The organism is Bradyrhizobium sp. (genome assembly GCF_030654605.1).
In the GTDB taxonomy this organism is placed as follows: Bacteria; Pseudomonadota; Alphaproteobacteria; order Rhizobiales; family Xanthobacteraceae; genus Bradyrhizobium.
The window spans coordinates 1-22,046 of the sequence record NZ_JAURXB010000211.1; the positions used below are offsets into that span (position 1 = coordinate 1).

The following is a 22,046-nucleotide window of genomic DNA, read 5'->3' on the forward strand; positions in this document are numbered from 1 at the left end:
GACGAGCGTATTGAACGAACCCGCCGCAACTGCCGTATCAACGATGTCTGCGGCCCTTGCGAAGGTAGGGGTAAGCAAGGCTGTGACCATCCCAACGCTGGCGATGGCAGAACGAATTCCAAAGTTCATCAGATTTTCTCCGTTTCATATTGCGATGGCGCGGCTGAAATGTCCTCCGAAGCGCAGGAGCAGGACCTGGCCGCATTGTACATCGGCTAGAGAACGTCATCTGAAGCGAGCCGGATCACATCGACATGAAATTTCTTCCGCGGTGATCTGTCGCGCCTTCGGGAACGTTCCATTCCTGTACGTTCGACCGACAAGGTCGCCGATGATTGTCACTGCATTGAACTGGGGCCGCCGTGAAGAAAATCACCCGCGAAGTGATCGGGCTCGTCATCTTCCTCGTTCTAGTCGTAGGGACCGGCTTTACGATCGGCTATCTAAATCTACCCGGCAGCTGGTATGCCGGCCTGATGAAGCCGTGGTTCAATCCGCCTAATTGGATCTTTGCGCCGGTCTGGACGGTTATCTACGTTATGATAGCGATTGCTGGGTGGCGGACCTGGAGTATCGACTTCCGGGGAACGGCGATGCGATTGTGGGTCATCCAAATGGGACTCAATTTCCTTTGGCCACCAACGTTTTTTTCCCTGCATTGGCCCGGCGTCGCTCTTGCAGTCATCGTGTCGCTGCTCGCTGCGATCGTCGCGTTTATCGTGCGGCAATGGCAAAGCGACCGGATATCCTCGGTCTTATTCCTTCCTTATGCCGCCTGGATTGTCTTCGCATCTCTGCTCAATCTTGCGATCGTGAACCTGAACTGAAGTGTGAAAGTAGCCAAGCCGCGATCGGGAATTGGTCGGGGCTGGCCGGAAGATCGCCAAGTGCAAGACGTGCGGGTTGTCCCCTTTAGCAGGCTCAACGCCGTTGATGTCGGCCATGACGATGTCAGTGAATAGCAGGCTGACCGCCTAAATCATGGTGGGGACGCCGACGTCCAGAAAATTGTCGATATCGACTTTCTCAAATTGGGGAAGCGCGGTCGGAAATCTCAGCTGCGGTTTCCGAATTCGTATCTCGCGGGCTTATTTGCGCACCAGATGCCTGGTCGGCGTTATGGTGCTGGCGGGCGCGGCCTCCGAGATCGAGAACGTCAGCCAGGTGTTCCAGCCGGACGCCCGGTTCGCCGCATCGAACTCGCCATAGCCCTTCAGGCCTAGAAACGCCTGGTTGCTGCCGATCGGAAAAATATACCCGACCTGTGGTCCGATGCCCAGCACGCGCGAACGGAAGCCGCCGAGAGCGGCCGGCTGACCGAAGTCGTCGGTGATCTGCTGGTAGGCGTACCCGACAAAGCCGACAAAGACCTGCTTCGACAGAAACTGCGACACACCCCAGTCGAAATGGAAGTCGATGCCGCTCTGATATTGGGTGTCTGGATTCTTGAAATTGTAGGTGAAGCCACCGACGCCCGAGACCTCCGTGCCGGTCGTCGGGTTCAAATAGGTGTAGCCGCCGCCCAAGTCGATGGCGCCGTGACCGATACCGATGTTCGCCAGCCTGCTCGGATTGTAGTCGCCGACGGGGATGTCGCCCGCGCCGTAGACCATGTAGTTGTGAACGCCGTTGTTCCACTTCAGCTTCAAGGTCGGATAGAGATCGCCGTAGGAGACGAGCGCGTCTTCCAGAAATCCGTTCCGCGTGGTCACGATCGGCCCCGCAGCCGCCGTCAATGTGCCCGCGAGGCTCGCGGAGTTTCTGCCGTAAACACTGGCCAGGGTCGCCGACAACTGGCCGCCAAGCACCGGCGTGGCGAAAGTATAGGTCGGCGCGATGAACATCAGATCGGCCTGGCCGCCCAAAGCCACATTCAGGTTGATATTGACGGTCGGCGAAAATCTTCCGACCTGGAATTCCCGCGACGCTGCCGCCGCGCCCGACGCATTCACGCTGGTATGATAGTAGATGGCGGCGATCGACCAACCCGGCGTCGCGGGAGTTGCAGCGAGGCTGCCGTATAATCCCGGAAGCCAGAACGAAATACCGCTTTCGTCCGCGCGCGATTCAGGTGAGAATGCCAGAGTCGCGGCCGTTGCCAAGAGTGCAACCCGCCAATTGATCCGTGCCATTTCAAGCCCTTTCTGCGCCAAACTTGCAAGCCCGCTGCAGTACATAAGCTCGCTACGCACACGAACTTCCATTGATATTCTCTCACTCAAGCCGCGGCCGTCACTTTGATCTGCATCAACGACGCAGGTCGCCCTTCGAGACAATTTTAACACCCAGAACTGGAGATAAACTATCATGAAGCTCTCGATCGCGCTATCTGCGCTGCTGGTAACCGGGTTTATGGCCGCTAGCACCGAACGAGCCAGCGCCGTGGTGTATTGCCAGTACGTCTCGTACCCCGTCGGCTGTGTCGTCAGGCCCGGCGTGGTGCTGCGCCCGCGGCCAGTCGCGCGAGCCGTGGTGACGCCCGGTGTCGGCGTCGGCGGAACACCGATGAACCGTGGCGGTCCGGTCAATCGCGTCGGCAGGCGCTGACAGCGCCATTCTTCCGATACGTTGCGCAGAGCGACTTATCCAACCGCTCCCCGGATGTCGTTATCAATTTCCTTCGGCGCTTGGCTTTCGATTAGCTCAAGAGCGCTCAATGTTATTTTATGGAGACGGCCACCATGAAGCGGCGAGATGTGACGATCCGGGCAGTTTCAATTGCCGCGGCACTGCTGATAGCTTCACCAATTGCAGCAAACGCCCAGCCGGCCGCCGCGGCGAGCGTCGTGGTTCCCACCGATCGAACGGTGCTGCCGATCCCGGAGCCACAATACCCGCACAGCACCGTATTCGACGCACGAAATGCGACGCCGCCACCGCGGTTCGAAGTGAAGGCGCCGGCGGCCGCGCCGAACGTTCTCATCGTGCTGATCGACGATATGGGATTCGGCCAGTCGGGCGCATTCGGTGGTCCGATCAAGATGCCGACCGTCGAGCAACTGGCCAATGGCGGGTTGCGCTACAATCAATTTCACACCACCGCGCTCTGCTCTCCGACCCGCGCGGCACTGTTGTCGGGACGCAATCATCACGTCAACAACTTCGGCTCCATCTCGGAAACCGGAACGTCGTTTCCGGGGCAGACCGGCCAGCGGCCCAATAGCGTCGCCTCCGTTGCGGAGATGCTGCGGCTGAACGGCTACAGCACCGCGCATTTCGGCAAGAACCACGAAACCGCGGCCTGGGAAGTCAGCCCCTCGGGGCCGACCGATCGCTGGCCGACCCGACAGGGCTTCGACAAGTTTTATGGATTCATGGGTGGCGAAACCAACCAGTGGGCGCCGTTGATCTACGACGGCATGAACCAGGTCGAGCTGCCGAAGGACCCGAACTACCACTTCATGACCGACATGACCGACAAGGCCATCGCGTGGATGAAGTCCGAGAAATCACTGACGCCGGACAAGCCGTTCTTCATGTACTTTGCTCCGGGGGCCACCCATGCTCCGCATCACGTGCCGAAGCCGTGGATCGCGAAGTACAAGGGCAAGTTCGACCAGGGCTGGGACAAGCTGCGCGAGGAGACGCTGGCGCGGCAGATCAAGCTGGGCGTGGTGCCTGCCGGCACCAAGCTCGCGCCCAAGCCGGAAGCCATCAAGGATTGGGCCTCGTTGAGCGCCGACGAGAAGAAACTCTTTACCCGGCAGATGGAGGTTTTCGCCGGCTTCGGTGAGTATACCGACACCGAGATTGGTCGCCTCATCAAGGGCATCGAGGCCACCGGGCAGCTCGATAACACGCTGATCTTCTATATCGTCGGCGACAATGGCGCCAGCGCCGAAGGCGGCATGAGCGGCATGTTCAACGAGATGACGTATTTCAACGGTGTGCAGGAGACCGTCCAGGACGTGCTCAAGCATTACGATGACCTCGGCGGGCCGAACACCTACAGCCATTACGCGGCCGGATGGGCGGTCGCAGGCGACACGCCCTTTACCTGGACCAAGCAGGTGGCCTCCAGCTATGGCGGTACCCGAAACGGGATGGTGGTGTCCTGGCCGAAGGCCATCAAGGCGAAGAACGAGGTTCGTTCGCAGTGGCACCACGTGATCGACATCGTGCCCACGATCCTGCAGGCGGCAGGCTTGCCCGAGCCAAAGAGCGTGAACGGCACCCCGCAGACGCCGATTCAGGGCACCAGCATGGTCTACTCGTTCGCCGATCCGAAGGCGGACAGCACCCACAAGACGCAATATTTCGAGATCTTCGGCAACCGCGCCATCTACAACGACGGCTGGCTTGCCGGCACAATCCACAGGGCGGCGTGGGAAACCAAGCCGCGCAGGCCGCTCGAACAGGATATCTGGGAGCTGTACGATACGCGAACGGACTTCAGCCTCGTAAACGATCTCGCCGCGAAGAATCCGGACAAGCTCAAGGAGATGCAGGACCTGTTCATGAAGGAGGCGGAAAAGAATTCGGTGCTGCCTCTCGATGACCGAACCCTGGAGCGTACCAACGCTGCCATGGTCGGGCGGCCGGATCTGATGGCCGGTCGTACCTCCCTGACGGTCCACGAGGGAATGATCGGGATGTCGGAGAATGTCTTCATCAACATCAAGAACCGATCGCACATCATCACCGCAGATGTGGAAATCCCCAAAGGTGGCGCCAACGGTGCGATCCTCGCCCAGGCGGGTCGGTTCGGAGGATGGAGCCTGTACCTGAAGGATGGCAAGCCGACTTACACCTACAATTTCCTCGGCCTGCAACGGTACACGATCACGGCCAAGCAGGCGCTGCCTGCCGGAAAGACCACCGTCCGCTTCGAGTTTGCCTATGATGGCGGTGGGATCGGCAAGGGCGGGGTGGGCACGATCTTTGTCAATGGCAAGAACGTCGCTACCGGTCGTATCGAGCGAACGCAATACGGCATCTTCTCGGCGGACGAAGGCGCCGACGTCGGCGCGGATGAGGGTACGCCTGTCACCGAAGCCTACAAGGTCCCGTTCAAATTTACGGGAAAGATCAGCAAGGTGACGATCGACCTGAAGGAAGACAACACCAGGAAAACTGACCTTGAAGAGGCCGATAGAGCCCGAAAGGAAGCCATCATCAGGAAGGCGATGGCCAACTAGCTTCGCGTAGACCTGAATCGAACGAGATCGCCCGGGATACTTGCGCTCTCACCCAGGAGCAATCCGACGAAGGCCGTCGCCGTCCCCCGGCGGCGGTCTTTCTTTTTCAAAGTCAGGCGCGCGGCGCCCCCAGCGCCACCTCGACCGGGATAGCCTCGCCCCGGTAGTTGTCCTAGAATATGCCGGCAAGGACCCTTCCGCTTGGCAAAATCCCGACGTTCTCGCAAAGGCAAAGAAACGTCCAGGCGCTCCGAGCCTAACTCCACGGTGTCAAAACCGGAGATGGCGGACGACGTCGCAAAGCCATTCACAATGCGCGCCATGTTGGTTGCCGTCGCTGCCGTTGCCACGGCGGTGTTCGCCGGCGGCCTGTTATGGCAATCGTGGTTCAATGGCCAACCGTCGCCAACCCGTCCCGAAACAGCCGCCATTGCCGCTGCAACCTTCGTCGGAAGCGAGACCTGCGCCGGCTGCCATCAGGCGGAGGCCAAGCTCTGGAATGCCTCGCAGCATAAAGCCGCGATGCAGCATGCCACCGACAAGACCGTGCTTGGCAATTTCAACGATGCCAGCGTGGAGCATTATGGCGTGCGTTCCCGCTTCTTTCGCGAGGGAGGGAAATTCCTGGTCGAGACTGACGGCCCCGACGGCAAGCTTGCCGTCTTTGAAGCGAAGTACACCTTCGGCATCGATCCGCTGCAGCAATATCTCGTTGAATTCCCCGACGGGCGCATTCAGGCGCTGCCGGTCGCTTGGGACAGCCGGCCGAACGACAAAGGAGGACAGCGCTGGTTTCATCTCTCCCCCAATGAGGCGATCAAACACGACGATATCCTGCACTGGACCAGGCTGAACCAGAACTGGAATTTCATGTGCGCGGAATGCCACTCCACGGGCTTGCGCAAGAATTACGATGCCAGGACGGATCGCTTCGCCACGACATGGGCCGAAATCAGCGTCGGTTGCGAAGCCTGCCACGGGCAGGGCTCGCGCCACGCCTCGTGGGCGCGCAAGCAGCAGAGTTGGTGGCCGTTCGGCAAGCGCGAGGATTCGAGCAAGGGGTTGCTGGTCCGATTTGACGAGCGCCATGGCGTTACATGGCCAATGGATCCCCAGACCGGAACGGCACGCCGGTCGGTTGCGCCGGCCACGCTGCGCAAGGAGGTCGAGACCTGCGGGCTGTGTCACGCGCGCCGCGCCGGCTTGCATGAGGACTGGAAGCCGGGCCAATGGCTGTCGCAGACCCATGCGGTCGAGGCGCTCGCGCGCACCACCTATCATCCCGATGGCCAGATCCGCGATGTGGAGGAACCCTATAACTACACGCCGTTCAAGCAGGGCAGGATGTTTTCCGCCGGCGTCACCTGCAGCGACTGCCACGAGCCGCACAGCGCCCGGCTTCGCAGCCCCGGCGAGGGCGTCTGCCTGCAATGCCATGCGCCCGAAAAATTTGCCGACGTGAAGCACCGCCACCACGCCGGCGTGAACCCGCCGCCGACGTGCGTTTCGTGCCACATGCAGACCCGCACCTACATGGTGGTCGACCCCCGCCACGATCATACCTTCCGGGTCCCAAGGCCCGATCTATCGGTCAAGCTGGGCACGCCGAATGCCTGCAACGATTGCCACCGCGACAGGCCGGCGCAATGGGCTGCTGCTGCCGTGGAGGAATGGTTCGGCCCCAACCGCAAGGGTTTTCAGACCTATGGGGCTGTATTCCACGCGGCGCGCACCGATCGGGTCAACGCCGCCGCGCTCCTCGCGGCGTTGGCCGTGGATGGAGGCACCCCTGGCGTTGCGCGGGCGAGTGCGCTCAACGAGCTCGCCCCTCGCGTGTCGGCCGCGAATGTCGGGGCCGCAAGAGCGGGGCTCGCCGACCCCGATCCGATGGTTCGGATCGGCGCTCTCGATATGCTGCAGAACGTTCCTGCCGTTCAGGTCTGGCCCTGGGTATCCCCGCTCTTGTCCGATCCGGTGCGCGGCGTGCGTATCAGGGCGGCTTCGCTGCTTGCTGCCGTTCCGACCGCAAGCCAGTCCCCGCCAGATCGCGCGCGCTTCGAACTGGCAGCGGCGGAATTCATCGCAGCGCAACGTGCCAGCGCCGAGCGCCCGGAAGCGCGCACGGCGCTAGGCAATTTCCTCGCGCAACGCGGCCTGGCTGTCGACGCCGAGACGGAATACAGGGCCGCGCTACGGCTCAGTCCGCAATATGCGACGGCGGCCATCAATCTGGCTGACCTCTACCGGCAACTCGGCCGGGACAGCGAAGGTGAGACCGTTCTTCGCTCGGCGCTCGTGGCTTCACCGCGCGAGGCCGCTACACATCATGCGCTAGGCTTGACACTGACCAGACTGAAGCGGTCCGACGATGCGCTTGCCGAGTTGCGCAAGGCAGCGGAGCTGGAGCCGGATCATCAGCGCTACGCCTACGTTTACGCCGTCGCGCTGCATTCCAGCGGCGGTCGCGACGAAGCCATGACCATGCTGAAGGATACGCTGAAAAGACATCCCGGCGATCGCGAGATTCTGGAGGCGCTCGTCTCATTCAGCCGGATGGCGGGTGATGCAACGGCCGCGCTCCGCTATGCGGAACAACTCGCGGTCATCGCGCTGGACGACCCTGGCCTAACCGCGCTCATCCATGAGCTTCGGCAAGCAGTTAAGTCTCCGGTCCAATAACTTGGGGCCAACGCCTCAGACCGCTCAATGTCCCACGATCTCCGGCACCCTGGTCGCCGGCGGCGTGTTGCGGCTCCGCGTCGTGCGCACGATGCCGTCGATGATGGTCATGCCGATGCCGGGGAGGTCGCCGAGCTGCACGCTGTCGAGGATGGTCTTGCCCGGCGAATGCTGCGCCTTGTCCATGATGACGAAGTCGGCCGACCGGCCGACCTCGATCAGGCCGCAGTCGAGTTCGCGCATCCGCGCGGTGTTGCCGGTGGCAAAGCAGAACGCCAGTTCGGCGGGCACGTCGCCGAGCGAGGACAGCATCGACACCATGCGCAAAATGCCGAGCGGCTTCACGCCGGAGCCGGCCGGCGAATCCGTGCCGAGGATGACGCGGTTGAGATCGCCCATCTCGCGCGCGATCCGCATCGTGTAGAGCGCCGAGCGCTCGTTGCCGTTGTGCACCAGCTCGAGGCCGCGCTTGCAGCCCTCGCAGATGCAGCGGATCTCGTTATCGGGCAAAGCGGTGTGGCCGCCATTGATGTGGCCGATCACGTCGGTGTCGGCCTCCAGCACCACGTCGGCGCCGATCAGGCCGGAGCCGGGGATCGACGGGCCGCCGGTGTGTATGGTGCTCTGGATGCCGTATTTGCGCGCCCAACCCACCATCTTTTTCGCGGTCGGGCCGTCCTTGACGCCGCCGAGGCCGACTTCGCCTAATAGCTTGACGCCGGCCGCCGCCAGCTCCTTGAAGTCTTCCTCCACCATCTCGCATTCGATGACAGGTGCGCCGGCATGCACCTTCACGCCGCCGGGCCGCAGCGTCCAGAACGAGCGCTGCGCGAAAATCGCCATCGCCTTGAGGCCGACCACGTCGCGCGGGCGGCCGGGCATGTGGACTTCGCCCGCCGAAATCATGGTGGTGACGCCGCCATGCAGAAAACTGTCGATCCAGCCGATCTGGTTCTGCCGCGGGGTCCAGTCGCCGGCGACGGGATGCACATGGCTGTCGATCAGGCCGGGCGCGACCGTGGTGCCCATGGCGTCGACAATGGTGGTGGCGCCGGCGGTGTCGACGTCCTTGGCCTTGCCGATGGCGGTGATTTTCCCGTTCACCGCGACGATGGTGTCGGCATCCAGGATCGGCTTTTCCAGCGCGCCCGAGAGCAGCAGGCCGATGTTGCGGATCACCAGTTTGGTCGGGCCGGCGGCCTGGGGGGCGTCGTGAGCCATGGTTTTTCCTTTTTCGTTCAATGCCTTCGCGGGGCCGCTTTGGCCATCTTGCCCGCGCCTTGACGCCGGGATCAAGCCGGATTATTCATTCGTATACGAATGATTGTATACAAATGAATTGAGCGGCACAATCGGCCCTCCAGCGCGGGATCGGCAAGATGAGCAACTTCAATCAGGAAAGCGTCCTCAGCGTCCATCACTGGACCGACACGCTGTTCTCCTTCACCACCACCCGCGATCCCTCGTTCCGTTTCCGCAACGGCGAGTTCACCATGATCGGGCTCAAGGTCGGCGAGAAGCCGCTGCTGCGCGCCTACAGCGTCGCCAGCGCCAATTACGAGGACCGGCTGGAATTCTTCTCGATCAAGGTACCGGACGGGCCGCTGACCTCGCGGCTTCAGCATCTGAAGACGGGTGACGAGATCATCGTCAGCCGCAAGGCCACCGGCACGCTGGTCATCGACAACCTCGAGGACGGCCGCAATCTCTACCTGATCGGCACCGGCACCGGGCTGGCGCCGTTCCTCAGCGTGATCAAGGATCCCGAGACCTACGAGCGGTTCGAGAAGGTGGTGCTGCTGCACGGCTGCCGCCGCGTCGCCGAACTCGCCTATGGCGAGATGATCACCGAACACCTGCCGAAGGATGAGCTGATCGGCGAACTGGTCCGCAACCAGCTGATCTATTATCCGACCGTAACCCGCGACCCGTTCCGCAACCGCGGCCGGATCACCGACCTGATCACCTCAGGCAAGCTGTTCAGCGACATCGGCCTCGCCGCGCTGGAGTCCGCACATGACCGCATCATGATCTGCGGCAGCCCGGCGCTGGTGCACGACACCCGCGAACTTCTGGCGGCCAAAGGCTTTGCCGAAGGCAATCACGGCGAGCCCGGCCAGTTCGTGGTCGAGAAGGCATTCGCGGAGCGATAACGGCTTCCCTATCTCGCCCCGTTTGCACGAGCTCGGCATACCATATCTTGTGGCGGGACCAGTGCCGTCAGTCTAGCCATTCTTTGCATGGGGTTGTTTTCGCAATTTTTGTCCAGGCCCATCAGCCGTCATTGCGAGCCAACGGGTCGCGCGAACGCGCGCCCGATGACAGGCTCCGCGAAGCAATCCATTCTTCCTTTGCTGTCTCACGAAAGCTGGATTGCATCGTCGCAGGGCCAGCCGGGTTTCTTGCAAAAGCTTGAAGTTTAAAATATATCCGAAGGGGCACGTCGAACAGTTCACTCGGGGAGACCGCTGATGTCCGGATTGCCGCATTCCCCGCATGCGCTCGTCACCGGTGGCGGACGCGGCATCGGCCGCGAGATCGCATCAGCGCTGGCGCGGGCAGGGGCGACAGTCACCGTGCTCGGCCGCAACCGCGCCACACTGGATGAAGCCATCACCGCCGGCGACGCGCATTTCGCCGAGGTGGCCGACGTCGCGAACCAGGCCACCGTCAGCGCCGCCATTGCGAAAGCAGCAAGCCGGCAGCCGATCGATATCCTGATCGCCAATGCCGGCAGCGCGGAATCCGCGCCGTTCGGCAAATCCGATGCGGCGCTGTTTCGGCGGATGATCGATATCAACTTCATGGGCGTGGTCCACACCATCCAGGCCGCATTGCCGTCGATGAAGGGCCAGCCTTACGGCCGGATCGTCGCCGTGGCATCGACCGCCGGCCTCAAGGGCTATGCCTATGTCAGCGCCTACTGCGCGGCAAAGCACGCGGTGGTCGGGCTGGTGCGCTCGCTGGCGCTGGAACTGGCCAGCACGCGGGTGACCGTCAATGCGGTGTGTCCCGGCTTCACCGATACCGATCTCGTGGCCGGCAGCATCGACACCATCATGAAAAAGACCGGCCGCAGCCGCGAACAGGCGATATCAGAGCTTTCGAAGCACAATCCGCAGGGGCGGCTGGTGACGCCAGTGGAGGTCGCCAACACCGTGCTCTGGTTGTGCGGCGAGGGTGCCAGCGCGATCACCGGACAAGCCATCGCAGTGGCCGGTGGTGAGATTTAGCAGTCACTGCGAGCCAACGGGTCGCGCGAACGCGCGCCCGATGACAGGCTCCGCGAAGCAATCCATCTTGCTTCCTGACTGCCAGAAAGATGGATTGCTTCGTCGCATCCGCCTTCGCCCGAAGGCGGGCTTCGGCGGACAAGAGTGCTCCTCGCAATGACGACGATAGAGAGCAATGACGACAATAAGCATAAGGGAAACCCCATGAACCGCCCCGCCAATCCTGTCACGCTGCCGCTATCGGATTATTCGCCCAAACACTTCCTGCTCGCAGTCGTCGACGGCGTCGCCACGGTGACGCTGAACCGTCCCGAGCGAAAAAACCCGCTGACCTTCGAGAGCTACCGCGAGCTGACGGATTTTTTCCGGGCCTGCGCGATGGACGACGACGTCAAGACCATCGTGGTATCCGGGGCCGGCGGCAATTTTTCCTCAGGCGGCGACGTGTTCGAGATCATCGGCCCGCTGGTCAAGATGGATACCAAGGGCCTCACCGCCTTCACCCGCATGACCGGCGATCTGGTCAAGGCGATGCGGGCCTGTCCGCAGCCGGTCATTGCGGCGGTCGAGGGCATCTGCGCCGGAGCGGGTGCCATCGTCGCGATGGCGTCCGACCTGCGTCTGGCCGCCACCGGCGCCAAGGTCGCCTTCCTGTTCAACAAGGTCGGGCTGGCCGGTTGCGACATGGGCGCCTGCGCGATCCTGCCGCGCATCATCGGGCAATCGCGCGCCTCGGAGCTGCTCTATACCGGCCGCTTCATGACCGCGGAGGAGGGCGAGCGCTGGGGCTTCTTCAGCCGCGTCGTCGCGCCGCCGGAGGTGTTGTCGCAGGCACAGCTGCTGGCAAAGCAGATCACCGAGGGCCCGACCTTCGCCAACACCATGACCAAGCGCATGCTGGCGATGGAATGGGCGATGTCGGTCGAGGAGGCGATCGAGGCCGAGGCCGTGGCGCAGGCGCTGTGCATGACGACCGCGGATTTCGCGCGAGCCTTCGAGGCGTTTTCCAACAAGGTGAAACCGGCATTCCAGGGGAATTGAGCGGAGGCTCTCATGAAAATCGCGATTATCGGTGGCGGACCGGCCGGCCTCTACTCGGCGATCCTGCTGAGGAAGCAGCGGCCGGAGGCCGAGATCACGGTTTATGAGCGCAACCGCGCCGACGACACCTTCGGCTTCGGCGTGGTGTTCTCCGATGCGACCCTCGACAATTTCGAAAAATACGATTCCCCGAGCTATCGCCGCATCACCGAGCAATTCGCCTATTGGGATGATATCGCCGTTCACTTTCGCGGCACGGTGCACCGGGTCGGCGGCAACGGCTTTTGTGGCTGCTCGCGTCGCACGCTGCTTTTGATTTTGCAGGAGCGGGCGCGCGAACTTGGCGTCGTCCTGCTGTTCGAGGCCGATGTCGAGGATGAAGCCCGCTTCGCCGATGCCGATCTGGTAGTGGTGGCCGACGGCATCAACAGCCGGTTCCGCGAAAAATACATCGAGCACTTCCAGCCCGAGGTGGATCTGCGCTCCAACAAGTTCGCCTGGATGGGCTCGACCCGGCCGCTCGACGCCTTCACATTCATCTTTCAGGAGACCGAGTGGGGCCCGTTCATCGCCCACGCCTACCAGTATGAAGCGGGACGCTCGACCTGGATCTTCGAGACCGATCCCGTGACGTTCAAGCGCGCCGGGCTCGAGGGCCTGGGCGAACAGCAATCCGCCGACCGGATGGCGGAGATTTTCGGCTGGTTCCTCGAAGGACATCCGCTGCTGATCAATCGCTCGATGTGGCGCAATTTTCCGATGATCCGCAGCAAGCGCTGGGTCAGGGACAACATGGTGCTGCTCGGAGATGCCAAGGCTACCGCGCATTTCTCGATCGGCTCCGGCACCAAGCTGGCGATGGAAGACGCCATTGCGCTGGCGGACGCCATGCATTGCGCGCCGACGGTCGAGGCCGCGCTGCAGGGTTACGAAACCGGCCGCCGCGAGGAAGTCGAGAAGACCCAGCATGCCGCCGACGTGTCGCTGGTCTGGTTCGAACACGTCGATCGCTTCTGGGATTTTGACCCGGTGCAGTTCGCCTTCGGCGTCATGACGCGTGCCAAGGCGATCACCTACGACAATCTCACGTTACGCGCGCCCGATTTTGTCGCCGAGGTCGACAAGGCGTTCGCAAGACAGGTCCGCGCCAGGGGTTTCGATGTCGATATCGTCAAGCCGGCAACGCCGATGTTCCAGCCGCTGCGGCTGCGCGAAATGGAGATCGGCAACCGCGCGGTGGTGTCGCCGATGTGCATGTATTCGGCCAAAGAGGGCGTGCCCGGCGATTTTCATCTGGTGCATTACGGCTCACGCGCGATCGGCGGCGCCGGGCTGATATTTACTGAAATGACCTGCGTTTCCCGTGATGCCCGCATTACCCCCGGTTGCGCCGGCTTGTGGAACGACGAGCAGGAGGCCGCGTGGCGGCGCATCGTCGATTTCGTCCATGCCAATTCAGCGGCGAAGATTGCGCTGCAGCTCGGTCATGCCGGCCGCAAGGGCGCCACCAGACTGATGTGGGACGGTATGGACCGGCCGCTGGAGCAGGGCGGCTGGGACGTCGTGTCGGCGTCGCCGCTGCCGTATTTTCCGGACAGTCAGGTGCCGCGCGAGATGGATCGCGCGACGATGGATAAGGTGAAGGCTGACTTCGTCCATGCGGCCGAACGCGGCGAAGCTTGCGGTTTCGACATGCTGGAGCTGCACTGCGCCCACGGTTATCTCCTGGCGAGTTTCATCTCGCCTCTGACCAACCAGCGCACCGACGCCTATGGCGGCTCGTTGCAAAATCGCTTGCGCTTTCCGCTCGAAGTGTTCGAGGCGCTGCGGGCGGCGTGGCCGGCCCACAAGCCGATGTCGGTGCGCATCTCCGCCACCGACTGGGCGGAAGGCGGCGTCACCGGCGACGACGCCGTCGAGATCGCGCGCGCCTTTGCGCAAGCCGGCGTCGACCTGATCGACGTCTCCACCGGACAGACCGTGCGCGACGCCCAGCCGATCTATGGCCGCATGTTCCAGACGCCGTTCTCCGAGCAGGTCCGCAACGAAGCCCGCGTCGCCACCATGTGCGTCGGCAACATCACGACGCCGGACCAGGTCAATACCATTCTGGCCGCCGGCCGCGCTGATCTGGTGGCCCTCGGGCGCCCGCATCTGACGGATCCGTCGTTTACGCTGAAGGCGGCGGCCTGGTATGGCGCGGAGATTGCCTGCCCGCCGCAATATCTGCCCGGCAAGGAGCAGATTTTCCGCAACAGCGTGCGCGACAGGCAGGATTTCGACGATCTGAAAATTAAGGCTAAGCCGAAGACCCGGGCGGAGCTGAAGGCGGAGGCGACAAAGCCGCTTGCGGCCGAGTAACCCTGCGTGCGAGGCTCAGGGCCTTCGCATCGCGTTTCGGGTTCAGTGGAGTAGGGTGATGAAGGCAATTATCGTCGGCGGCGGTATTGGCGGCCTTACCACAGCCCTGATGTTGCGGGCCCGCGGCATCGGCTGTGAGCTGTTCGAGCAATCCGACAGCATCCGGGAACTCGGCGTTGGCATCAACACCCTGCCGCACGCGATCCGCGAGCTGGCGGGGCTCGGCCTGTTGCAGGCGCTCGATGACGTCGCGATCCGCACCCACGATCTCTATTATCTCAACCGCCATGGCCAGGAAGTCTGGCGCGAATCCCGCGGCATCGACGCCGGGCATGATGTCCCGCAATTCTCGATTCACCGCGGCCGGCTGCAGAGCGTGATACATCGCGCCGTCGAGGAGCGGCTCGGCCATGACGCCATTCACACCGGCTGCCGGCTAGGCGCCTTCACCCAGGACGAAGGCGGCGTGACCGCGTATTTCTTCGATCGCACCGGCGCGCATACCAGGACCGAGCGCGGCGATATTCTGGTCGGTGCCGACGGCATTCATTCAAGGGTACGCGAAACCCTGTTCCCGAATGAAGGGCCGCCGTGCTGGAACGGCCTGATGCTGTGGCGCGGCGCGCGTGACTGGCCGGCGTTTCTGGACGGCCGGTCGATGATCGTCGCTGGCGGCCTCAACGCCAAGGTCGTGGTCTATCCGATCGCGGAGGGATCCAGCCCGGCGAGCCGGCTGACCAACTGGGCGGTGCTGGTGAAGGTTGGCGAAGGCAATGCTCCGCCGCCCCGCCGCGAAGACTGGTCGCGGCCCGGCAGACGCGAGGAACTGATGCCGCATGTCGCGCGGTTCTCGGTGCCGCATGTCGCTGTACCGAACCTGATCGCGGCGACATCGGAATTCTACGAATATCCATGCTGTGATCGCGACCCGCTGCCCTATTGGTCCAGCGGACGCGTTACGTTGCTCGGCGACGCCGCGCACCCGATGTATCCGGTGGGATCGAACGGCGCCTCGCAGGCCATTCTCGACGCGCGCTGCCTCGCCGACGCGCTGGCCCGCTCGGAGCATCCGCGCCAGGCGCTGATGGCCTACGAGCAGAAGCGATTGCCGATGACGGCTGACATCGTGCGCGCCAACCGCCGCGGCGGACCGGAAGGCGTGATCGATGCGGTCGAGCAGCTGGCGCCCGATGGTTTTGACGACATCGAAAAGGTGCTGAGCTACTCACAGCGCGAGGCGATCGTGCGCGGCTACGCCAGCAAGGCAGGATTTGCGGCGGTGCCGGGCCTCGCGGCGGTGCGGGCGTAGGCGGCAGCACGCACGGCCTCATCCTGAGGAGCCGCGCTCTTGCGCGGCGTCTCGAAGGATGGGTCGCGAGCACCGGTCCCTCTCATCCTTCGAGACGCGGCCAAGTGGCCGCTCCTCAGGATGAGGTCAATCACGCGCCCGGAGGCGGTGGCAGGAAGTGGATGTTGTATTCGGCGGCCATCGCCACGACGTCTTCGGGCTTCTGCTCCTTCATGTTGTGGAGCCCCCAGAACAGATCGAACAATTTTTTCGTCGGCGATACCCAGAACAGCACCTTCGCGGTTTGATCTGACTTGTTGAAGATGCCGTGGGGAACGCCCATGCCGAGGCGGATCAGGTCGCCCGCGCTGGCCTGGGCCTCGGCGCCGCCCAGCATGAAATCGAGCTTGCCTTCCAGCATGTACAGATATTCGTCCTGGTCCGGATGGATATGCGGCGGCACGAAAGTGCCCGGCGGCAGCGTCGCGTGCCACGAGAAGCAATGTTCGGTGCGGTTCTTCGGTACATAGGTCTGGCCGAGAATATTCCAGGAAATTCCCTGCATGCCCTCGTTGGCCCGGATAATGCCGGTGATCTCGCTTGTCATCGCCTTGTTTCCTCCCAAATCATTATTGCGTTGGAGCGCTTATTTACCCGGCGCGCAATCCTTGGCGTAGCGGTCGCCATAGTTTTCGAACACCTTCTCGGAGATTTCGGTCTGGAATTTTCCGTCCGGCCGCTTGGCCACCCTGGTCAGGTAGAAATTCTGGATCGGATAGCCGTTGCCATTGAACTTGAAGGCGCCGCGCAGCGAGGTGAAGTCGGCCTTCCTCAACGCTGCCGAGACCGCTTCCTTGTTGGAAAGGTCGCCCTTGACCGCCCTGACGGCGCTGTCGATCAGCACGGCTGTATCGTAACCCTGCATGGCGTAGGTGCCGGGCACGATGTTGTAGGCGGCTTCATAGCCGGCGACGAATTTCCTGTTCTGCGGATTGTCCATATTGGGCGCCCAGTTCGAACCGGCGTACATGCCGACGGCAGCATCCTGTTGCGCCGGCAGGGTGGATTCGTCGACAGTAAATGCCGAGAGAACCGGAATCTTGTTGGCCAGGCCGGCTTGGCTGTACTGCTTCACCAATGTCACGCCCATGCCGCCGGGCATGAAGGTGAACACGGCGTCGGGCTTCAGCGATGCAATCTTGGAGAGCTCGACCTGGAAATCGAGGGTGCCGAGCGGCATGTAGGACTCCTCGATGATTTCTCCCTTGTAGGCGAGCTTGAATCCGGCGACGGAATCCTTGCCGGCCTGATAATTCGGCACCATGACATAGACGCGCTTGTAGCCGCGATCCTGGGCGACCTTGCCGAGAACCTCGTGCACCTGGTCGTTCTGATACGATGTGGCGTAGAAGAACGGGCTGCAGTTCTTGCCGGCGTAGCTGGAAGGGCCGGCGTTCGGGCTGATCAGGAACGTCTTGGTATCCGTCACCGGCTTGTGGATGGCCTGCAGGATATTGGAGAAAATCGGCCCCACCACGAAGTCGACCTTGTCGCGTTCGAGCAGGCCCTTCACCTTGGTGACGGCGCCGTCCGGTTTGAGTTCATCGTCGACCGCCACGACCTCGACATCGCGACCGGCCATCTTGCCGCCGAGATCCTTGACCGCGAGCGCAAAACCGTCGCGGACCTGCGCGCCGAGCGCCGCCGCCGGACCCGACAATGTGACGATCACGCCGATTTTGAGTTTTTCCTGGGCGATCGCAGGCCCGGTGGCGACGCTCAGGAGAGCCGCCGTTACGGCCAACTTCAACTGCTGCTTCATGGTTGTCTCTCCGTTACGCCGACCCAAATCCGGGCTCAAGGCTCAAACCTATTCCGATGGTGGCCATTGCCGCAAGCATGGTTGCGACAGGTTCAAGCCATCACGGCAAACCATGCAAACCGCACGCCAATTGCTTGAAGCCTAAAGAAATGCAACAATTGCCGCCGGCGCCGCGGCCGTTCGCTTCCGGCGAGCGGCACCGGGCAGGCAGATGCCGGGCAGGCAGATAGAGACAAGATCACATCATGATCCTTGATTCCGAGACCAAGGCGGTCGAACTCCCGGAAGATCACGGCGACGAACTCAGGTTGTGGTTGCGGCTCTTGACCTGCACGACCCTGATCGAGGGCGAGGTGCGCGGCCGGCTGCGCGAGCGGTTCGATGTCACCTTGCCGCGCTTCGATCTGATGGCCCAGCTCGACAAGGTCCCTGAGGGCATGACGCTGTCCGATGTCTCGAAGCGGATGATGGTCTCCAACGGCAACGTCACCGGGCTGGTCGAGCGGCTGGTTGAATCCGGTCATCTGGACCGGCGCACCTCCGACACCGACAGGCGCGTCCAGGTGATCCGATTGACCAAGGCCGGCCGTGCCGAGTTTCGCCGGATGGCGGCGGAGCACCAGACCTGGATCGCCGATATATTTTCGGACCTTTCGCCGAAGGACGTCCGCGAGTTGATGCGGCTGCTGGCCAAGACCAAGGGCTCGGCGCAGAAGTCCGCGCAAAAACGGGCGCGGTAGGCCATGAGCGCGCCGGTCGACAATGAAGTCGAGTACAACAACCGGGCGCGGGTTCCGGAAAACCCTGCCTTGATCGCGGGCTGGGCGAGAGACGCGGCGGCCTATCGCGAGCGGCATGTGCCGCGCCTTGTCCGCTACGGGTCCGGCGCGCGCAACGTGATCGATTACTTTCCCGGCAGCGATGATGGGCCGATCGTCGTCTTCATGCATGGCGGCTATTGGCAGGCCCTGGACATTTCGTTTTTCAGTCATCTCGCCGGCGGGCTGAATGCCCATGGCATCGGCGTCGCCATTCCAGGCTATGATCTTTGCCCCGATGTCAGCATCGACGACATCATCGGGGAGATGCGGGAGGCCTGCCGTGAACTGGCGCGGCTGGGGCAGCCCCTCGTCGTCAGCGGCCATTCCGCCGGCGGGCACCTCGCGGCCTGCATGCTGGCCACCGACTGGACGGCCATGGATGCTTCGTTGCCGCGAGATTTCGTGATGTCGGCCTATTCCATTTCGGGTCTGTTCGATCTCGGGCCGCTGGTCGAGACCTCGATCAACCGCGCCTTGAATCTCGATGCCGCTGCCGCCACGGCCGCAAGTCCGCTGTTCTGGAATCCGCCCGCGGGAAAGAGTCTCGATGCGGTGGTGGGCGAGAATGAAAGTGCCGAGTATTTCCGGCAAAGCCGAGACATCGTCGAGGTCTGGCGCGCCGCCGGCGTCACCACACGGTTCGGCGTGGTTGCCGCCGCCAATCATTTTACCGCCATCGCCCCGCTCGCCGATCCGGCTTCGCCGATGGTATCGCGGCTGAAGCAACTGGCGGGACGCCAGGTTTAAAAGTACGGCACGGCCCCGATCCGGGCTCTTGCGCCAAATTACTTTAAGTATAAAATGTTTTGGAATGGTCCGCTGCCGGACGGCCTGGATATTGGTCTCAACCCTTTCATCCCGAATACAGGGACGATGGAGGCAATGGAAATGTCAGGTGGAATTCCCAGCCCAAGGCCGTCATTTGCTCGGTCGCTTGGTCCATCAGGCCACGTCGATGATTTTGCGCGGCGCAATCTGCCGCCATCGGAGCAATGGCCGGAACTGGTTCTCGACCGGCCGGAGTTTCAATACCCCGACTATCTGAACGCCGCGGTCGAACTGACCGACCGCATGGTCGAGCAGGGCTTCGGCGATCGTGTCGCGCTGATCGGCAATGGCCGCCAGCGCACCTACAAGGAATTGACCGACTGGTCGAACCGCCTGGCGCATGCCCTGGTGGAGAATTACGGCGTCAAGCCCGGCAACCGCGTCCTGATCCGCTCCGGCAACAATCCGGCGCTGGTCGCGGCATGGCTCGCGGCCACCAAGGCCGGCGCCGTCGTCGTCAATACCATGCCGATGCTGCGCGCCGGCGAACTGACCCAGATCGTCGACAAGGCGGAGATCGGCCTCGCACTGACCGACAGCCGCATCGCCGACGAACTGGTGGCGTGCGCCAAGACCAGCCGGTTTCTCAAGCAGGTGGTGAATTTCGACGGAACCTCGAACCATGACGCCGAGCTCGACCGGGTGGCGCTGAGCAAGCCGGTCCGGTTCGATGCGGTCAGGACCGGCCGGGACGATGTGGCGCTGCTGGGATTTACCTCGGGTACCACCGGCGAACCAAAAGCCACGATGCATTTCCATCGCGATCTCCTGATCGTCGCCGATGGCTATGCGAGGGAAGTGCTCGAGGTCACGCCGGATGATGTCTTCGTGGGATCGCCGCCGCTGGCCTTTACGTTCGGCCTGGGCGGGCTCGCGATCTTTCCGCTGCGGTTCGGCGCCACCGCGACGCTGCTGGAAAACGCGGCACCCGCCGAGATCGTCAAGATCATCGAGACCTACAAGGCGACGATCTGCTTTACCTCGCCGACCGCGTACCGGGCGATGATGGCTGCGATGGACGAGGGCGCCGACCTGTCGTCGCTGCGTATTGCCGTTTCGGCCGGCGAGACCTTGCCGGCGCCGGTGTTCGACAGCTGGACCCGCAGGACCGGCAAGACCATTCTCGACGGTATCGGCAGCACGGAGTTGCTGCACATCTTCATCACCAACCGAACCGGCGACGCCGCCGCCGGCAGCACGGGGCGTCCGGTTTCCGGTTACGAAGCCAAAATCGTCGATGCCGACATGAACGAACTGCCGCCGGGCACGTCAGGCAAGCTCGCCGTTCGCGGTCCCACCGGATGCCGCTATCTCGCGGATTCCAGGCAGTCGAACTATGTCCGCGACGGCTGGAATCTGACCGGCGATACCTTTGTCCGCGACGAGCAGGGTCGCTTTTCCTTCGTCGCCCGGTCCGACGACATGATCGTTTCCTCCGGCTACAACATCGCCGGCCCCGAGGTCGAGGCGGCGTTGCTGGGTCATGCGGCAGTGGCCGAATGCGGCGTCGTCGGCGCGCCTGACGAGGCGCGCGGCATGATCGTCAAGGCCTATGTGGTGCTCGCGGCCGGCGTCGATGGCGATGCCGCGCTGGCGGCCGAATTGCAGGATCACGTCAAGCGCGTGATCGCGCCCTACAAATACCCGCGCGCGGTTGAATTCGTCGCGCAATTGCCCAAGACTGGAACCGGCAAGCTGCAGCGATTTGCGCTGCGGCAGATGGCTCAGGCCGGATCGGCTGCGCCGTCCTCCGGCATGGCCGCCGAATAACGCATGTGATGGAGAACCGTTTGTGAGCGCGCCAAAAGCTCCCACCCTTGCGGTGCTGCCGATTTCCAAAGGCGAGACGTCCGCCGCGGGCCCGCAGATTCTGCAGCCAGCCGGCTGGCCGGCGCCGAAGGGATACGCCAACGGCATGGCGGCCGATGGCCGCCTCGTGGTGACGGGTGGTGTGATCGGCTGGGACAACCAGGGTCACCTGCCGACCGATTTCGTCGCACAGGTCCGTCAGACCCTGAGTAACATCGCAGCCATTCTCGCCGAGGGCGGCGCGCGCCCCGAACACCTCGTTCGCCTCACCTGGTATGTCGTCGATATCGAGGAGTATCTGGCGAACCTGAAGCTGCTGGGCCAGGCCTATCGCGAGATCTTCGGTGCGCATTATCCGGCCATGGCGCTGGTCCAGGTCGTACGTCTTGTGGAAAAGGCGGCGCGGGTCGAAATCGAGGCCACAGCCGTGGTGCCGCGTTAAACGAATCTTCGCATGGCGGCCGCGGTTTTGTTACTTTCCGGCTCTAGGACTGCTGATTCGGCGAGTTTGAACCTCGCGGTCGAAGCAGCAGGCAGAGCGGGCAGGGGCATCCGGCGCAGCAACAAAACTGTGCAGATCGCGAAATACGCGGTTTTTACGCTAGATTCCCAATACTGTCTGCGATGCGAATCAACTTACAGGAGCCCAAATGGCAGTACAAATGACAAAGTCGCAGCTGATCGAGAAGATCTCTGCCGAGAACGAAATCGCGAAGAAGGACGTCAAGGGCGTGCTCGAGACGTTGGCGACCGTTGGTTACAAAGAGCTCAAGAAGTCCGGCGTGTTCCTCGTTCCCGGCTTCGCCAAGTTCGTCGTGATCAAGAAGCCCGCCACCAAGGCGCGCAAGGGCACCAATCCCTTCACTGGCGAGGCCATGACCTTCAAGGCCAAGCCGGCCCGGAAGATCGTCAGGGCGCGCCCGGTCAAGGCGGCCAAAGACGCGGTGTAAAAGTTCAAAAGGTCCCACACGGGACCTTTTGCATTTTGGGCCTTGGAGCTCCGCCGGCAGCATTCAGGCTGCCGGC

Annotated in this window: 19 protein-coding genes; 15 read left to right on the forward strand and 4 right to left on the reverse strand. The window is 62.7% G+C overall.

Going from position 1 to position 22,046, the window contains the following annotated elements:
* The coding region (locus tag Q7U29_RS19375) for a hypothetical protein (RefSeq protein WP_304744007.1) at window positions 1–219 on the forward strand (219 nt) is incomplete at its 5' end.
* Between the two features lie 143 nt (window positions 220–362).
* Window positions 363–827, forward strand: coding sequence for a TspO/MBR family protein (locus Q7U29_RS19380; RefSeq protein ID WP_304744009.1), 465 nt, complete (start codon window positions 363–365; stop codon window positions 825–827).
* A gap of 261 nt (window positions 828–1,088) precedes the next feature.
* On the opposite strand, the gene Q7U29_RS19385 is transcribed toward Q7U29_RS19380, so the two are convergent.
* Window positions 1,089–2,132 (reverse strand): transporter, encoded by a 1,044-nt coding sequence (locus Q7U29_RS19385; RefSeq protein WP_370691790.1) that lies wholly within the window; start codon window positions 2,130–2,132, stop codon window positions 1,089–1,091.
* A gap of 175 nt (window positions 2,133–2,307) precedes the next feature.
* Between Q7U29_RS19385 and Q7U29_RS19390 the strand changes: the two genes are divergently transcribed.
* The 3 genes from Q7U29_RS19390 (at window position 2,308) to Q7U29_RS19400 (ending at window position 7,817) form a co-directional block, all read left to right on the forward strand.
* Entirely contained in the window at window positions 2,308–2,547 is a 240-nt protein-coding gene (locus tag Q7U29_RS19390) for a hypothetical protein (protein ID WP_370691788.1), read from the forward strand.
* Between the two features lie 134 nt (window positions 2,548–2,681).
* Window positions 2,682–5,138, forward strand: coding sequence for an arylsulfatase (locus Q7U29_RS19395; RefSeq protein WP_304744013.1), 2,457 nt, complete (start codon window positions 2,682–2,684; stop codon window positions 5,136–5,138).
* A 201-nt stretch (window positions 5,139–5,339) separates the two neighbouring features.
* Entirely contained in the window at window positions 5,340–7,817 is a 2,478-nt protein-coding gene (locus Q7U29_RS19400; RefSeq protein ID WP_370691789.1) for a tetratricopeptide repeat protein, read from the forward strand.
* Between the two features lie 24 nt (window positions 7,818–7,841).
* Here the strand turns inward: Q7U29_RS19400 and Q7U29_RS19405 are convergent, their stop codons facing one another.
* Window positions 7,842–9,038 carry an amidohydrolase family protein gene (locus Q7U29_RS19405; RefSeq protein ID WP_304744014.1) on the reverse strand — a complete coding sequence of 399 codons (1,197 nt, stop codon included), beginning with the start codon at window positions 9,036–9,038 and terminating at the stop codon, window positions 7,842–7,844.
* 158 nt (window positions 9,039–9,196) lie between these two features.
* On the opposite strand from Q7U29_RS19405, the gene Q7U29_RS19410 reads away from it, so the two are divergent.
* The 5 genes from Q7U29_RS19410 (at window position 9,197) to Q7U29_RS19430 (ending at window position 15,761) form a co-directional block, all read left to right on the forward strand.
* The gene (locus Q7U29_RS19410) at window positions 9,197–9,970 is read left to right on the forward strand and encodes a ferredoxin--NADP reductase (protein ID WP_304744016.1); all 774 of its coding nucleotides are present in this window, start codon (window positions 9,197–9,199) and stop codon (window positions 9,968–9,970) included.
* Window positions 9,971–10,288: 318 nt separating this feature from the next.
* Window positions 10,289–11,050 carry an SDR family NAD(P)-dependent oxidoreductase gene (locus Q7U29_RS19415; protein ID WP_304744018.1) on the forward strand — a complete coding sequence of 254 codons (762 nt, stop codon included), beginning with the start codon at window positions 10,289–10,291 and terminating at the stop codon, window positions 11,048–11,050.
* A gap of 204 nt (window positions 11,051–11,254) precedes the next feature.
* Window positions 11,255–12,091, forward strand: a complete 837-nt coding sequence (locus Q7U29_RS19420; protein ID WP_304744020.1) for an enoyl-CoA hydratase family protein — start codon at window positions 11,255–11,257, stop codon at window positions 12,089–12,091.
* Window positions 12,092–12,103: 12 nt separating this feature from the next.
* Window positions 12,104–14,452: a bifunctional salicylyl-CoA 5-hydroxylase/oxidoreductase gene (locus tag Q7U29_RS19425; RefSeq protein ID WP_304744021.1), complete on the forward strand. Its 2,349-nt coding sequence runs from the start codon at window positions 12,104–12,106 to the stop codon at window positions 14,450–14,452.
* A 58-nt stretch (window positions 14,453–14,510) separates the two neighbouring features.
* Window positions 14,511–15,761 (forward strand): flavin-dependent oxidoreductase, encoded by a 1,251-nt coding sequence (locus Q7U29_RS19430; RefSeq protein WP_304744023.1) that lies wholly within the window; start codon window positions 14,511–14,513, stop codon window positions 15,759–15,761.
* Window positions 15,762–15,891: 130 nt separating this feature from the next.
* On the opposite strand, the gene Q7U29_RS19435 is transcribed toward Q7U29_RS19430, so the two are convergent.
* Window positions 15,892–16,347 (reverse strand): cupin domain-containing protein, encoded by a 456-nt coding sequence (locus Q7U29_RS19435; RefSeq protein ID WP_304744024.1) that lies wholly within the window; start codon window positions 16,345–16,347, stop codon window positions 15,892–15,894.
* 39 nt (window positions 16,348–16,386) lie between these two features.
* Entirely contained in the window at window positions 16,387–17,562 is a 1,176-nt protein-coding gene (locus Q7U29_RS19440; RefSeq protein ID WP_304744026.1) for an ABC transporter substrate-binding protein, read from the reverse strand.
* Window positions 17,563–17,807: 245 nt separating this feature from the next.
* Between Q7U29_RS19440 and Q7U29_RS19445 the strand changes: the two genes are divergently transcribed.
* The 5 genes from Q7U29_RS19445 (at window position 17,808) to Q7U29_RS19465 (ending at window position 21,970) form a co-directional block, all read left to right on the forward strand.
* Window positions 17,808–18,302, forward strand: coding sequence for a MarR family winged helix-turn-helix transcriptional regulator (locus tag Q7U29_RS19445; protein ID WP_304744027.1), 495 nt, complete (start codon window positions 17,808–17,810; stop codon window positions 18,300–18,302).
* Window positions 18,303–18,305: 3 nt separating this feature from the next.
* The gene (locus Q7U29_RS19450; protein WP_304744028.1) at window positions 18,306–19,130 is read left to right on the forward strand and encodes an alpha/beta hydrolase; all 825 of its coding nucleotides are present in this window, start codon (window positions 18,306–18,308) and stop codon (window positions 19,128–19,130) included.
* Window positions 19,131–19,271: 141 nt separating this feature from the next.
* Window positions 19,272–20,981 (forward strand): benzoate-CoA ligase family protein, encoded by a 1,710-nt coding sequence (locus tag Q7U29_RS19455; protein ID WP_304744029.1) that lies wholly within the window; start codon window positions 19,272–19,274, stop codon window positions 20,979–20,981.
* Between the two features lie 22 nt (window positions 20,982–21,003).
* The gene (locus Q7U29_RS19460; protein WP_304744031.1) at window positions 21,004–21,462 is read left to right on the forward strand and encodes a RidA family protein; all 459 of its coding nucleotides are present in this window, start codon (window positions 21,004–21,006) and stop codon (window positions 21,460–21,462) included.
* Window positions 21,463–21,670: 208 nt separating this feature from the next.
* Entirely contained in the window at window positions 21,671–21,970 is a 300-nt protein-coding gene (locus Q7U29_RS19465; protein WP_304744032.1) for an HU family DNA-binding protein, read from the forward strand.
* Window positions 21,971–22,046: the final 76 nt, after the last annotated feature.

Excerpts from the sequence above, each read along its gene's own strand:
- Q7U29_RS19385 (WP_370691790.1), bottom strand. The coding sequence starts at position 2,132 with ATGGCACGGATCAATTGGCGGGTTGCACTCTTGGCAACGGCCGCGACT.
- Q7U29_RS19390 (WP_370691788.1), top strand. The coding sequence starts at position 2,308 with ATGAAGCTCTCGATCGCGCTATCTGCGCTGCTGGTAACCGGGTTTATG.
- Q7U29_RS19395 (WP_304744013.1), top strand. The coding sequence starts at position 2,682 with ATGAAGCGGCGAGATGTGACGATCCGGGCAGTTTCAATTGCCGCGGCA.
- Q7U29_RS19405 (WP_304744014.1), bottom strand. The coding sequence starts at position 9,038 with ATGGCTCACGACGCCCCCCAGGCCGCCGGCCCGACCAAACTGGTGATC.
- Q7U29_RS19410 (WP_304744016.1), top strand. The coding sequence starts at position 9,197 with ATGAGCAACTTCAATCAGGAAAGCGTCCTCAGCGTCCATCACTGGACC.
- Q7U29_RS19415 (WP_304744018.1), top strand. The coding sequence starts at position 10,289 with ATGTCCGGATTGCCGCATTCCCCGCATGCGCTCGTCACCGGTGGCGGA.
- Q7U29_RS19420 (WP_304744020.1), top strand. The coding sequence starts at position 11,255 with ATGAACCGCCCCGCCAATCCTGTCACGCTGCCGCTATCGGATTATTCG.
- Q7U29_RS19425 (WP_304744021.1), top strand. The coding sequence starts at position 12,104 with ATGAAAATCGCGATTATCGGTGGCGGACCGGCCGGCCTCTACTCGGCG.
- Q7U29_RS19430 (WP_304744023.1), top strand. The coding sequence starts at position 14,511 with ATGAAGGCAATTATCGTCGGCGGCGGTATTGGCGGCCTTACCACAGCC.
- Q7U29_RS19435 (WP_304744024.1), bottom strand. The coding sequence starts at position 16,347 with ATGACAAGCGAGATCACCGGCATTATCCGGGCCAACGAGGGCATGCAG.
- Q7U29_RS19440 (WP_304744026.1), bottom strand. The coding sequence starts at position 17,562 with ATGAAGCAGCAGTTGAAGTTGGCCGTAACGGCGGCTCTCCTGAGCGTC.
- Q7U29_RS19445 (WP_304744027.1), top strand. The coding sequence starts at position 17,808 with ATGATCCTTGATTCCGAGACCAAGGCGGTCGAACTCCCGGAAGATCAC.
- Q7U29_RS19450 (WP_304744028.1), top strand. The coding sequence starts at position 18,306 with ATGAGCGCGCCGGTCGACAATGAAGTCGAGTACAACAACCGGGCGCGG.
- Q7U29_RS19455 (WP_304744029.1), top strand. The coding sequence starts at position 19,272 with ATGTCAGGTGGAATTCCCAGCCCAAGGCCGTCATTTGCTCGGTCGCTT.
- Q7U29_RS19465 (WP_304744032.1), top strand. The coding sequence starts at position 21,671 with ATGGCAGTACAAATGACAAAGTCGCAGCTGATCGAGAAGATCTCTGCC.